Raw genomic sequence first — 13,169 nt, 5'->3', positions numbered from 1 at the left:
GGCACGGTGCATGTGCAGAACGTCAACGCCTATCACAGCCGGCTGCGTGGCTGGCTGCGCGCGTTTCATGGCGTGGCCACGCGCTACCTGCCCAACTACCTGGGCTGGCGCTGGATACTCGACGCCAGGAGAATATTGTCCCCCGAAAGCTTGCTCAGGGCCACTTTGGGGACGTTCCCACATTTGATGGTGACATAGCCTTTCAGTCGCGCTCGCCGGCCGATGGTTTTGATGCAGCTTCCGGCGTCGTATCGTCGTCCTGCAGCACGCGCAGGCCAGGTCCGACCAGGTCGTCGAACTGGCCGCCGTCCGAGGCCGTGAAGAACACCCACAGCGCGATGAAGACCACCACGATGCTCAGCGGTATGAGCAGGTACAAGGACTCCATCAGCTTTTCCTCAGGCGCAAGGCGTTGGCGATCACGACCGCCGAGCTGGCGGCCATGCCGACGCCGGACAGCCACGGGTTCAGAAAGCCCAGCGCGGCGGCCGGGATGGCGGTGAGGTTGTACAAGGTGGCCCAGCCGAGGTTTTCGCGGATGATGCGCATGCTGCGCGCGGCGGTGCGGGCCGTGTCGAGCACCGGGCGCAGCTGGTTTGACAGCAGCACCGTGTCGGCGTGCGCCTGCGCCAGCGCGGCGCCCGAGCCCATGGCGAACGAGACGTCGGCGGCACTGAGCACGGCGGCGTCGTTGATGCCGTCGCCGACCATGGCCACTACCGCGCCGGTGGCCTGCAACTGCTGCACGAAATCGAGTTTTTCATCGGGCAGGCATTCGCCGCAGGCGGTGGCGATGCCGAGTTCTCGCGCCACGCTTTGCGTCAGCGCTTCCTGGTCGCCGCTCAAGAGCACCACCTGCTTGCCACGGCGGTGGAAATAATCGACCACTTCGTGCGCTTCCGGGCGCAGCGTGTCGCTCAGCAGGAAGCGCGCCAGCCACTGGCCGTCGATGCCCAGGTACAGCGGCGTCATGCCGGCCACGCCGACGGCCGTGTCACCCGAGGGCGGGCCGGCCATGGCGGCCACGAAAGCGGCATTGCCTAGGCGGTAGCGCACGCCTTTGAGCATGCCTTCGAGGCCCTGGCCCTGTACCTCGCGCAACTGCGTCGCATGATCGAGGTCGATGGCGCCGGCCGCGTCCAGGATGGCTTGCGCCAGCGGATGGGCGCTGCCCGTTTCCAGCGCGGCGGCGATCCGCAGGCAGGCGTGCTGGTCCAGCGGCCCCAGGCTGTCGGTCTGCCGCAGCACCGGCCGGCCCAGGGTCAAGGTGCCCGTCTTGTCGAACACGATATGGGTGGCGCGGTGCAGGGTTTCGAGCACATGCGGCTGGACGATCAGCACGCCGCGCCGCAGCAGGCTGTCGGTGGCGGCGGCCAGCGCCGTCGGCGTGGCCAGCGACAGTGCGCACGGACACGACACCACCAGCACGGCGATGGCCACCGGCCACGCTTGCGCCGGATCGTGCCAGTGCCAGAAGGCGAACACGGCAACGGCAAACAGCAGCAGGCCCAGCACGAACCAGGCGGCGACCTTGTCGGCCCACTGCGCGATCTGCGGCTTGCCGCTGCCGGCACGCTCGATCAGTTTCAAAAGATCGGACAAGGTGCTGTCACGCGCCGGTTTCAAGACGCGCAGCAGCAGCGCGGCGCTGGCGTTGATCGCCCCGCCCGGCACCTGCTCGCCGGTGTTCCTGCGCTGCGCCGCGCTCTCGCCCGTCAGCAGTGACAAATCGAGCGCGCTGCTGCCTTCGATAATGACACTGTCGGCGGCGATCGCCTCGCCGGGTTTGACCAGGATCACGTCGCCTGTGCGCAAGCTGCCGGCCGGCACCAGGGCGGTGGTGCGGCTGTCCGGGAAGCCGGCCAGCAAGGTGGCCGAAGCGGGCAAGGCGTGCTGCAGGCGTTCGAGCGCCGAGGCGGCCTTGCGGCGCGCCTGCAGCTCGAAATAGCGGCTGCACAGCAACAGGAAGATGAACATGGTGGCCGAGTCGAAATACACCTCGCCCTGGCCGGTAAAAGTCGCTGCCAGGCTGCCGAAAAACGCCGCCAGGATGCCCAGCGTGACGGGCACGTCCATGCCCAGGGTGCGCGCACGCAGGCTGGACCAGGCACCCTGGAAAAACGGCAGCGCCGAATAGCAGATGGCCGGCAGTGTCAGGATCAGGCTGGCCCAGCGCATCAGCGAGGCCATGTCCGGGTCCAGGGTGCCGTCTTCGGCCGCCAGGTAGGACGGCGCCACGTACATCATCACCTGCATCATCGACAGGCCGGCCACGAACAGTTGCCGGCCCAACGTTTTGCTGGCTTTTTGCAGCTGCTCGCCGTGGCGCACGGCGTCGTACGGGTAGGCCGTGTAGCCAACTTGCCGTATCGCCTGCAGGATGTCGCCCGGCTCGCACTGCGCGCGGTTCCAGCGTACGTACAGGCGTTCGGTGGCGACGTTCAGGCTGGCCGCCTGCACGCCGGGCAGGCGGGTCAGCTGGCGCTCGATCAGCCACACGCAGGCGGCGCAGCGGATGCCTTCGACCGACAAGGTCGCTTCGCAGCTGCTGGCGTCGCGCGCGAACTGCGCATCGTCGTTGCTGTACAGGCGCAGTTCGGGCGGCACCATGGTGGCGCCTGCGGCGTTGGCGGCGTAGTCGTCGCGCTCGCTGTAGTACTTGCTCTGGCCGATGTCGACGATGGTTTGCGCCACCGCCGCGCAGCCGGGGCAGCACATGGCGCGAGGAAGTTCGTCAATGGTGACGTTCCAGTGCGCGCCGGCCGGCACGGGCAGGCCGCAATGGAAACAGTCGGTCAATTTCAATACGGCATTCATGGCTTCGTTTTCATGCGTCTCTTCATGGATGGGGCGTCACGCACAGGGCGTCGAGCCAGCCCAGCGAGACGCCGTTGGCCGCGCGCAGCAAACCGAGCAGGCCAAAGCCCAGCACCAGCAGGCCGCTGGCGATGCGCACGCGGCGGCGCTGCAGGTGCTGGCGCAGTCGCGCGCCCAGCAGCCCCATGCCGAGCAGGGTCGGCAAGGTGCCCAGGCCAAACGCGGCCATGGCGGCCGCGCCGTGGAGGGCGGAGCCGGCCATCATGGCTGTCAGCAAGGCGCTGTAGACCATGCCGCACGGCACCCAGCCCCACAGCGCGCCGACGGCCAGCGCTTTGAGCGGCGTGTCCATCGGCAGCAGCGGTTGCAACAGGGGGCGCACGCGGCGCCACAGCACATTGCCGGCCGCTTCCAGCTGCGCCAGGCCGCGCCAGGCGTCCATCAGGTACAGGCCCAGCGCGACCAGCATCAGGTTGGCCAGCCAGTAGCCAGCGATCTGCAGCGAGGCCATGCGCACCATGCCGGCGCCGGCCAGGCTGCCGGCCGCCGCGCCGGCCAGCATATAGCTGGCGATGCGTCCGCCGTTATAGGCCAGCACGCGCAGCGCGCCACTGTCCTGCACCGCGTGGATGGCGATCACCGCGCGTGGCCGGGGCGCGGACACGCCCACCGACAGCGCGCCGACGATGCCGCCGCACATGCCGATGCAGTGCACGCTGCCGGCCAGGCCGACCAGGAACAGCGGCAAGAGGCTGAACGCATTCATGGGCTGGCGCTACACCGTTTTCGAATAGCGCAGCGGTTGCGGCGCGTCGGCGGGCGCCAGCGCGGCCCTGGCGCGCGCCTCGGCCAGGTGGCGGTCGAACACCATGCAGATATTGCGGATCAGCAAACGCCCTTTCGGCGTGACGGTCAGCCAGTCCTCTTCGATCACGAGCAGGCCGTCGCGCGCCAGTTCGCGCAGTTTTTCCAGTTCAGGCGCAAAGTAGCTGCGGAACACCACCGGGTGCGCCTGTTCGATGGTGGCGATCGACAGTTCGAAATTGCACATCAGCATCTGGATAATGATACGGCGCAGCATGTCGTCCGTTTCCAGCTTGATGCCGCGCGCGATCGGCAGCACGCCTTCGTCGAGTTTTTCGTAGTAGGCGTCGAGCGTCTTTTCATTCTGGCTGTAGGCGGCGCCCACCGAGCTGATGGCCGACACGCCACAGGCGATCAGGTCCGCTTCGGCGCGCGTCGAGTAGCCCTGGAAGTTGCGGTGCAAGCGGCCCTGGCGCTGTGCCACGGCCAGGTCGTCGGTGGGCTTGGCGAAATGGTCCATGCCGATATACACATAGCCGGCCGCCGTCAGGCGCGCGATGCACAGGCCCAGCATGGCCAGCTTGGTGCCGCTGTCGGGCATGTCGGCGTCGAGGATGCGGCGCTGCGGCTTGAACAGGTGCGGCATGTGCGCGTAGTGGTACAGGGCGATGCGGTCGGGGCTGGCGTTGATCACCTTGCGCAGGGTTTCCGTCATGGTTTCCATGTTTTGCTTGGGCAAGCCATAGATCAGGTCGATGCTGACCGAGCGGAAACCGGCGTCGCGCGCCGCCTGCATCACGGCCACCGTTTCGGCTTCGGGCTGGATGCGGTTGACGGCTTTTTGCACCTCGGCATCGAAGTCCTGCACGCCGAGGCTGATGCGGTTGAAGCCTTGCGCGCGCAGCGAAAACACGCGTTCGCGCGAAACCGTGCGCGGGTCGATCTCGATCGAATATTCGCCATCGGCGTCGGGCGCGAACTCAAAATGCTGGCGCAGGTGCGCCATCAGCTCGTCCATCTGTTTTTCGCTCAGGTAGGTCGGCGTGCCGCCGCCGAAATGCAGCTGCTCGATCTGGTTCATGCCGGCAAACAGCTTGGCCTGCATGGCGATTTCCTGCTTCAGGTAGCTGAGGTAGGTGGCGGCCTTGCTGCGGTCCTTGGTGATGATCTTGTTGCAGGCGCAGTAGTAGCACAGGGTGTCGCAGAACGGCACGTGCACGTACAGCGACAGCGGCCGGCGCCCGCCGCGCATGCGCAGCGCCGCCACGGCTTCGAGAAAATTGCCATAGCCAAAGTTGGCATGGAAGCGGTCGGCGGTCGGATACGAGGTGTAGCGTGGCCCGGACTGGCTCATCTTGCCGATGATGACAGGGTCGAATTCGACGACGGCGTCGAGTTCGCCGGAGGTGTTGTTCAGTAATGTGGACATGGTGGTTCGATTCTTGAAATGATCAGGCTGCCAGGCGTTTCAGGCTGGCGTTGCCGGCATTGGCTGCGCCGCGTCCACTTTTCAGTGTGACCTGGCGCGTGGGCGGCATCTTGCCGAAGTTGAACAGGCTGACCGCTTGCGACAGGCTGGCCGCTTCTTCCGACAGGCGCGTGGCCGCGGCCGCCGCTTCCTCGACCAGCGCCGCGTTCTGCTGTGTTACCTGGTCCATGTGGGCGATGGCGTTGTTGACCTGGTCGACGCCGATGCTCTGTTCGCGCGAAGCGATCGAGATTTCCTGCATGATGGCGGTGACCTGCTGCACCGAGCTGACCACTTGTTCCATGGTGGTGCCGGCGCGGTTGACCTGCACCATGCCGGCGCCGACCTTGCTGACGGAAATGTCGATCAGCTGCTTGATGTCCTTGGCCGCCAGCGAGGAGCGCTGCGCCAGGTTGCGCACTTCGCCGGCCACCACCGCAAAGCCGCGGCCCTGCTCGCCGGCGCGCGCCGCTTCCACTGCCGCGTTCAGGGCCAGGATATTGGTCTGGAAGGCGATGCCTTCGATCAGGCCGATGATGTCGACGATCTTCTTCGACGAGGTATTGATTTCATCCATGGTGGTGATCACGTCGGCAACGATGGCGCCGCCCTGCACCGCCACTTTGGAGGCGGCCACCGCCAGGTCGTTGGCCTGCACCGAGTTGTCGGCGTTCTGCTTGACGGTCGACGAGAATTCCTCGATGCTCGACGCCGTCTCTTCCAGGCTGGCCGCCTGCGATTCGGTGCGGCCCGACAGATCCATATTGCCCACCGCGATCTGCTTGGTGGCCACGGCCATGGTTTCGACATTGATGCGCACGTCGCGGATGGTGGCGATCAGGTTGCTGTTCATCTGCTGCAGCGCGCGCAGCAGCTGGCCCACTTCGTCGGTGCTGTCGGTTTCAAAGCTGCCCGACAAGTCGCCGGCGGCGATCGCCCGCGCGCCGTTCAGGGCCTTGTTCAAGGGCTGCAGCACCGAGGTGCGCAAGGTGTACCACAGAAAAACGTTGATCAGGAAGCCGACCAGGGTGGCGCCGAAGATGCTGTAGTTGGTGGTGGCGCCGCCGGCGGCAAACAGGGTGATGGCGCATACCAGCAGCTGCAGGCAGTTGACGGCGCTGGTCGCCATCCAGATGCGCAGGTTGAGCGACATATGGGTCAGCTTGTGCAGCACATGGGCCAGGCCGGGGCGCACGATCTGGCCGTGCTTGATGACGATGCGCCCGCCCTCCTGGTTGCGGATGGCGTGATAGGCCTCTTCGGCCACTTTCACCTGGTCCTTGTCGGCTTTTACGCGCACCGACATGTAGCCGATGGTCTGGCCCGCTTCTCGGATCGGCGTGACGTTGGCGCGCACCCAGTAGAAGTCGCCGTTCTTGCAGCGGTTTTTCACCAGGCCGGTCCAGGGCGTGCCGGCTTTGAGCGAGGCCCACATGTCGGCAAACGCTTCGGCCGGCATGTCGGGATGGCGCACGATGTTCTGTGGCGAGCCGATCAGTTCGGCCTCGGTAAAGCCGCTGACCTGGCTGAAATACGGATTCACGTAGACGATGTTGCCGTTCATGTCCGTTTTCGAGACGATGGCCTGATCTTCGAGAACCAGGGTTTCACGGTTGGTAACTGGCAAATTCTGGCGCATGGCGGCTTCCCGGACAGGTGCGCCGAACGGCATCGGACGCGTTTATTGAATAAAGCTTGCAGGATTGCAAGAACGTGGATCAGTGTAAGGAGTCGCCAGCGCAAATTTATTGATATAGATCAAAATCCATAAAATTGAAGTGGCTAATTTGATGGCGCGCAAACACGGCTAGTCATTTCTGCAGAGGAGATGGTTTGTTGCCTGTGGCCATAGTGACTATGGCGCGGCAAGGTTGACATGCCGGTCTGGCTGGCGCTTCAGTCCAGGCCGGCCACCAGCGGCCGCAGATTGCCCACGGCATGGCCTTGCGCATAATCGACGCCCAGTTCGCGGATGATGGCCAGGGTCGCCTCGTCTTCGACGTATTCGGCCACGGTTTTCAGGCCCATCACGTGGCCTACCTCATTGATGGCCTTGACCATGGCGCGGTTGATCGCATTGGTGGCGATATCGCGCACGAACACGCCGTCGATCTTCAGGTAGTCGACTGGCAAGGCCTTCAGGTAGCCGAACGAGGAAAAGCCGGCGCCGAAGTCGTCGAGTGAAAAGCGGCAACCAAGGGCCTTGAGGTGGTGCATGAAGACCTGCGCCTTGGGCAGGTTGGCGATCACCGCCGTTTCGGTGATTTCAAAGCAGACCTGTTCCGGCGCGATGGCGTACTGCACGAATTGCTCGGTGATGTAATCCTGCAAGCCCGAGTCGGCCAGCGACATGCCCGACAGGTTGATCGAATACAGGGCCGGCGCGCGGCGGCGCTGTTCCACCAGCGCCTCGACCGGCGCCAGGCTGTCGCGCACGCTCTGGATATGGGCGCATACGGCGCGGATGACCCAGCGGTCGATCGAGATCATCATGTCGTAGCGCTCGGCGGCCGGAATAAAGGCGCCAGGCAGGATCAGGTCGCCCTTGCTGTTGCGGATGCGCAGCAGTACCTCGTCGTGGCTTTCCAGGCCTTCGCGCAGGTGCACGATGGGCATCGCGTACAGGCGGAAATATTGCTGCTCGAACGCCTCTTTCAGGCGCGCGATCCACAGCATTTCGCCGCGCCGCTGGGCCAGCATCACATCGGCTTCCTGGTACACGTGGATGCGGTTGCGGCCCTGTTCCTTGGCCAGGTAGCAGGCCTGGTCGGCGGCGATCAGCAGTTCGCTCAGCGACTTGCTGTCCTGGTTGATTTCCACCATGCCGATGCTCACGCCCAGCTCGTAGCTGCGGCTATCCCAGGCGAAATGAAAGTCGCGGATCGACTGGCGCAGCTGTTCGCCGACCTGGCGCGCATGTTCCATCGGGCAGTGCGGCAGCAGCACGCCCAGCTCGTCGCCGCCCAGACGCGCCAGGATGTCGCTGTCGCGCATCTGCGATTGCAGCAGCTTGGCCAGCAGTTGCAGCAGCAGGTCGCCGGCGCTGTGGCCGCAGGTATCGTTGATGATCTTGAACTGGTCCAGGTCCAGGTACAGCAGCGCGTGCACATGGCCCTGCTCCTTGGCCGTGTGCAGGGCGCCGGCCACCAGCTGTTCGAAATGGCGCCGGTTGATCAGTCCGGTGAGGTGGTCGTGGGTGGCCTGCCACGACAATTGCTGGCTCAGCTTGCGCTCATGGCTGACGTCGCGAAACACCACCACCGCGCCGAGGATCTCGCCATCGCGCGACCAGATCGGCGCGGCGCTGTCCTCGATGGCGACCTGGCGACCGTCGCGTGTGACCAGGTTGGTGTGCGCCGAAGTGCCGATGGTCTGGCGCTGGTGCAGGCATTTGACGGCCACGTGCTCGAGCGTGGCGCCCGTCTGTTCGTCGGCCAGCGGCATGGTGTCCCAGATATCGAGGCCCTGCGCCAGTTGGCTGGTCCAGCCCGTCAGTTGCTCGGCCATGCGGTTCAGGTAGCGCGTCTTGCCATGCGGATCGGTGGTGATCACCGCGTCGCCGATGGAGCTGAGCGTCACTTCGGCCAGTTCCTTGCGTTCGGCGATCATGATTTCCTGCCGCGTGCGCTCGGTGATGTCCCAGATGATGCCCAGGGTGCGCTCGGGCTGGCCGCTGGCGCCCGTAAAGACCTGCGCCCTGGCGGCCAGCCAGTGTTCGCTGCCATCGGGCCAGATTACGCGGTACTGGATGTCATAGCCGCCGTGGCGCTGCACGCCGTCCTGCAGCACGTCGAGCACGCGCGCGCGGTCGTCGGCATGCACGCAGGCGAGAAAGTCGCGGAAGGCCTGCGTCAGCGCCTTCTCTTCCAGTCCCAGCAAGGCCGCGCCCCTGGCCGACCAGCTGACCGTGCCGTCGATCACCTGGCCGTCGACGATGCGCGAATCCCAGATCGACATATGGGCCGCATCGAGTGCCATTTGCAAACGTTTTTGCTGGTCGCTCATCGCGCTCTCCTGTGCTGGTAACAGGTAGATGCGCTGGCGGCGGTTTGGTTCCCCGGCAGATCAGGCCGGCGGTGCGCCGGCAGGCTCGTCAAGCTTGGGACCGGCCGTTTGCGCGACATCGCGCACGTTTTTTTGCACCGCCACCGCCGCAAACAGACTCAGCAGGAATGACATGGCATAAAAACCTTTTTCGCTGTTCTGCATGGTGGCGTTGAACAGGCCCACCGTCAGCAGCAGCAAGGCCAGCAGCACCGAGATCCAGCACAGGCCGAAATAGATGCCGGTGACGGCGATCCCTTCGCTGCGGTCGCGCACGGATTTTTGCAGTGAAATGGCGGCGAACAGGCCGTACATGAGCAGGGTAAAATAATAGCCTTTTTCGTTGAGCGCCATGCCGGCGTTCCACAAGCCGCTCAGATAGGTGATGGCGCCGATCAGTAGCGCGGCCCACGAGGCGCCAATAAAAGCGCTGCTGGGGCGTTGGAGGGGGACAGTGTGCATGCATGGCTCCTGGAAAAGGGGCGCCACGGACATGCGCCCGGGGCGGCGGCCACGGTTGCGGCTGCCGTCCCATCAGACCAGAAAGTTTATTTGGCCGGCTTGACCATGCGCAACAAAGCCTGGGCGCCGCTGACGACCGCCAGCACCACGCCGCCGGCGATCACGCCGGCCACGGCGTTGACCACGCTGGGCAGCACGGCCGCCAGCACGCCGCCGACCACCGCCACGCCGGCCACCGCATGCTCCATCTGGTGCAGCAGCGCGCTGGCCCACGGCCAGCCATGCGTCAGGATGCCGCCGCCGACCATGAACATGGCCAGGGTGCCGACGACCGACAGGAACTTCATCAGCTTGGGTGCGGCGGTGACGAGCAGGCGGCCAAACGCGCGCACGCCATCCATCAGCGCGCCGGCGCCTTTGCGCGCGGCCAGGTAAAACCCGGCGTCGTCAAGCTTGACGATGCCCGCCACCAGGCCATATACGCCGACTGTCATGATCAGGGCGATACCGACCACCACCGCGACCTGCTCGGTAAAGGTGGCGGTGGCCACCGTGCCGAGGGCAATCACGATGATTTCGGCCGACAGAATGAAATCGGTGCGCACCGCGCCCTTGATCTTGTCTTTTTCCAGCGCCACCAGGTCGACGTTCGGATCGCGCAGCGCTTCGGCCAGCTCGGCCTTGTGGCTGTCGTCCGGGTGCAGGAACGGATGGGCGATCTTTTCAAAGCCCTCGAAGCACAGGTAGGCGCCGCCCACCATCAGCAGCGGCGTGATGGCCCATGGCGCAAAGGCGCTGATGGCCAGCGCGGACGGCACCAGGATGGCCTTGTTTTTCAATGAACCGACGGCCACTGCCCACACCACCGGCAATTCGCGCTCGGCGCGCACGCCCGACACCTGCTGGGCATTGAGGGCCAGGTCGTCGCCCAGCACGCCGGCGGTTTTCTTGGCCGCGACCTTGGTCATCAGGGAAACGTCATCGAGGATGCTGGCGATATCGTCAAGCAGGGCAAACAGACTGGAGCCGGCCATCTCAGCAGCCCTCCGTGGCGGTGAAGGGGAAGCAAGCAAGGGAAAGCGGTATGGTGTTCATCATGTTCTTATTGGATGGGATGCAAGAAAGGAGTTGGCATGATCTTAACCCAGCCCGGCCGGCAGCGACGCACGCGGCGCGGTAAAATCGTCGTCTTCCTCCCCTTTCTGGATTTCGCATGAGCTTTGCCACCTGGATCGCCTTCGTTCTCGCCGCTTCCATCATCGCCGTCTCGCCCGGTTCCGGCGCCGTGCTGTCGATGTCGCACGGCCTGTCGTATGGCGTGAAAAAGACCAGCGCCACCATCCTCGGCCTGCAGATGGGCTTGCTGGTGGTGCTGTTCATCGCCGGCGCCGGCGTCGGCTCCCTGCTGCTGGCCTCGGAAGTGGCTTTCAATATCGTGAAAACCGTCGGTGCCCTGTATCTGATTTACCTGGGCCTGTCGCAGTGGCGCGCGAAGATCGCGGTGGCCGGCGACCTGCATGCCGCGGCCGTGCTGCCAAGCATGGGCCGGCGCGTGCTGACCGGTTTCCTGACCAATGTGACCAATCCCAAGGGCATCATCTTCATGGTGGCGGTATTGCCGCAATTTATCAGCCCCGCCGCGCCGGTGCTGCCGCAACTGCTGATCCTGGCCGTGACCATGTGCACCATCGACCTGGTCGTCATGCACAGCTATGCCTATCTGGCGTCGTCGATGCAGCGCTTTTTCCGCGACGCCAAAGCCGTCAGGAAGCAGAACCGCTTCTTTGGCGGCCTGCTGATGGCGGTGGGCGCGGCGCTGTTTTTCGTCAAGCGTGGCGCGCACGCCACGTCCTGATGGCGCCACCTGCAATCATTTGTAAGCCCGCTTGTGGCGCCGCGCGCCGCGGGCTGTAATCAAGATCCTTGCCGTACTTTATCGTCCAACTGGAGCGCCATCATGCGTCCGACTTTCCTCCATGCCGTATTTGCCTTCGTGCTGTCCGCAGCCGGCGCACCGGCGCTGGCCGAGCCGCCCGAGCGGGTGGGCCGCATCTCCACGGTGGAAGGGCAAGTGCTGGTGCGCGCCGGCGATGGCGAGCCGCAGGACGCGTTGTCGAACTGGCCCGTCAGCACCGACAGCCGCATCACCACCCGGCGCAATGCGCTGGCCGAGTTTCGCGTCGGCGGCGCCGCCGTGCGCCTTGATGGCGATTCCGAACTGGACGTGACGCAGCTTGACGACGACCATTTCAAACTGCACCTGGCTTATGGCAGCGTCAGCCTGCGGGTACGCAATGCGGACGCCCTGCGCGGCCTGGAACTGGCCACCGCCCAGGCGCGCGTGGTGCTGACGCAGCCGGGCTGGGTGCGCGTCGACGCCGAACGCCTGCCCGGCACCAGCGTCGTCAGCGTGCTCGAAGGCGCGGCCGATGTCGATGGCGGCACGGCCAGCGTGATGCTGCGCGCCGGCAAGCGCGCCGAACTGACGGACGAAGCATTGCGCACCGGCCCGCTGCAGCGCATCGCCTTTGACAGCTGGCCCGAAACGGTGGTGGCGGCCTCGCCGTCCTTGCGCTATGTGACCGAAGACGTGACCGGCTATGAAGAGCTGGACCGCCATGGCGCGTGGCAGGACGATGCCGAATATGGTCCGCTGTGGCTGCCGCGCGCGGTGCCGGCCGGCTGGGCGCCGTACAGCGATGGCCTTTGGCGCTGGATCGCGCCGTGGGGCTGGACCTGGATCGACAATGCGCCCTGGGGCTACGCGCCGTCGCACTATGGCCGCTGGGTGCAGGTCGGCCAGCGCTGGGGCTGGGCGCCGGGCCGCGAGCGTGTCCGCAGCGCCTGGGCGCCGGCGCTGGTGGGCTGGGCCGGCAGCGATCACGGTCCACGGCCGGGTCTGCAATACCGGCCAGGCACCGGCCCTGGCATGGGCTGGTTCCCGCTGTCGCCGCGCGAGCGCCATGTGCCCGGCGACCGGAACCGTGACCGGCCCCGGCGCGATGGCGGAACCAGCATGCCGCCGCCGCAGGTGCGTAACGCTCCCCTGGGCACCGCGCCTTCGCCCTCGCCTGCCCCTGGCGCCGGCTGGCAGCGTCCGCCGCGCGAGGTGAGCCGTCCTGACTTTCCGCGCCGCGACTGGAGCCAGCGTGGCGGCCGTTTGCAGACCGAAGACAACGCCATGCCGGCGCGCGAACCGCGGCGCCCGCCGTCGCCAGCCATGCCTGCAACACCGGCGGCGCCAGCCATGCCCGCCGCACCGGTCCTGCCGCCGGTGCAGGATGCGCTCGTCCAGCCGGGCCGTCCATCCTGGCGCGGCGATCGTTTCGAGCGGCCGGACCGCAGTGAACGCGGCGACGGTTTCGATCGCGGCAACCGGCCGGCGCCGCCACCGGCGATGCCGGCGCCCCGTCCCTCCGCCGAACCGCGTCCCGAGCGCGGCGGTGACCGTGGCGGTCAGGCGCGCGAACGCCCCAGCCAGGGACGCGGCAATGGCCGGCTCCAGGAGGCGGAGCGCTGAGCTTTACCGTCTGGCGCCGATTTCAGCGGCTTCATGCCGTCAAACCGACAGTTC

10 protein-coding genes and 1 pseudogene are annotated in these 13,169 nt (G+C 65.9%); 3 read left to right on the top strand and 8 right to left on the bottom strand.

Annotated elements, in window-relative coordinates:
* A pseudogene (locus tag ASR47_RS26825) lies at positions 1-198 on the top strand (IS1595-like element ISJsp4 family transposase); the annotation flags it as partial.
* 4 nt (positions 199-202) lie between these two features.
* Here the strand turns inward: ASR47_RS26825 and ccoS are convergent.
* The 8 genes from ccoS to ASR47_RS02635 all read right to left on the bottom strand — a co-directional run bounded on the left by ccoS (position 203) and on the right by ASR47_RS02635 (position 10,629).
* On the bottom strand, positions 203-388 hold the full coding sequence (gene ccoS, locus ASR47_RS02670; RefSeq protein WP_065306226.1) for a cbb3-type cytochrome oxidase assembly protein CcoS: 186 nt from the start codon (positions 386-388) through the stop codon (positions 203-205).
* On the bottom strand, positions 388-2,817 hold the full coding sequence (locus ASR47_RS02665; RefSeq protein ID WP_065306225.1) for a heavy metal translocating P-type ATPase: 2,430 nt from the start codon (positions 2,815-2,817) through the stop codon (positions 388-390). The genes ccoS and ASR47_RS02665 overlap by 1 nt, the downstream gene beginning before the upstream one ends.
* 22 nt (positions 2,818-2,839) lie before the next feature.
* Positions 2,840-3,583, bottom strand: coding sequence for a sulfite exporter TauE/SafE family protein (locus ASR47_RS02660; RefSeq protein ID WP_065306224.1), 744 nt, complete (start codon positions 3,581-3,583; stop codon positions 2,840-2,842).
* Between the two features lie 9 nt (positions 3,584-3,592).
* Positions 3,593-5,050: an oxygen-independent coproporphyrinogen III oxidase gene (hemN, locus tag ASR47_RS02655; RefSeq protein WP_065306223.1), complete on the bottom strand. Its 1,458-nt coding sequence runs from the start codon at positions 5,048-5,050 to the stop codon at positions 3,593-3,595.
* 22 nt (positions 5,051-5,072) lie between these two features.
* Positions 5,073-6,728: a methyl-accepting chemotaxis protein gene (locus ASR47_RS02650; RefSeq protein WP_065306229.1), complete on the bottom strand. Its 1,656-nt coding sequence runs from the start codon at positions 6,726-6,728 to the stop codon at positions 5,073-5,075.
* Between the two features lie 257 nt (positions 6,729-6,985).
* On the bottom strand, positions 6,986-9,094 hold the full coding sequence (locus ASR47_RS02645; RefSeq protein WP_065306222.1) for an EAL domain-containing protein: 2,109 nt from the start codon (positions 9,092-9,094) through the stop codon (positions 6,986-6,988).
* Positions 9,095-9,154: 60 nt separating this feature from the next.
* The gene (gene yiaA / locus ASR47_RS02640; RefSeq protein WP_065306221.1) at positions 9,155-9,595 is read right to left on the bottom strand and encodes an inner membrane protein YiaA; all 441 of its coding nucleotides are present in this window, start codon (positions 9,593-9,595) and stop codon (positions 9,155-9,157) included.
* An 86-nt stretch (positions 9,596-9,681) separates the two neighbouring features.
* Positions 9,682-10,629: a DUF808 domain-containing protein gene (locus ASR47_RS02635; protein ID WP_065306220.1), complete on the bottom strand. Its 948-nt coding sequence runs from the start codon at positions 10,627-10,629 to the stop codon at positions 9,682-9,684.
* Between the two features lie 179 nt (positions 10,630-10,808).
* Between ASR47_RS02635 and ASR47_RS02630 the strand changes: the two genes are divergently transcribed.
* Together ASR47_RS02630 and ASR47_RS02625 are read left to right on the top strand one after the other, a co-directional pair.
* Positions 10,809-11,450, top strand: a complete 642-nt coding sequence (locus ASR47_RS02630) for a LysE family transporter (RefSeq protein WP_065306219.1) — start codon at positions 10,809-10,811, stop codon at positions 11,448-11,450.
* Positions 11,451-11,552: 102 nt separating this feature from the next.
* The gene (locus ASR47_RS02625) at positions 11,553-13,115 is read left to right on the top strand and encodes a DUF6600 domain-containing protein (RefSeq protein WP_065306218.1); all 1,563 of its coding nucleotides are present in this window, start codon (positions 11,553-11,555) and stop codon (positions 13,113-13,115) included.
* Positions 13,116-13,169: the final 54 nt, after the last annotated feature.

The organism is Janthinobacterium psychrotolerans (assembly GCF_001677885.1).
Taxonomy (GTDB): Bacteria; Pseudomonadota; Gammaproteobacteria; order Burkholderiales; family Burkholderiaceae_D; genus Janthinobacterium; species Janthinobacterium psychrotolerans.
The sequence above is the reverse complement of the archived record's forward strand: the minus strand, read 5'-3'. Positions and strand labels throughout refer to the sequence as shown.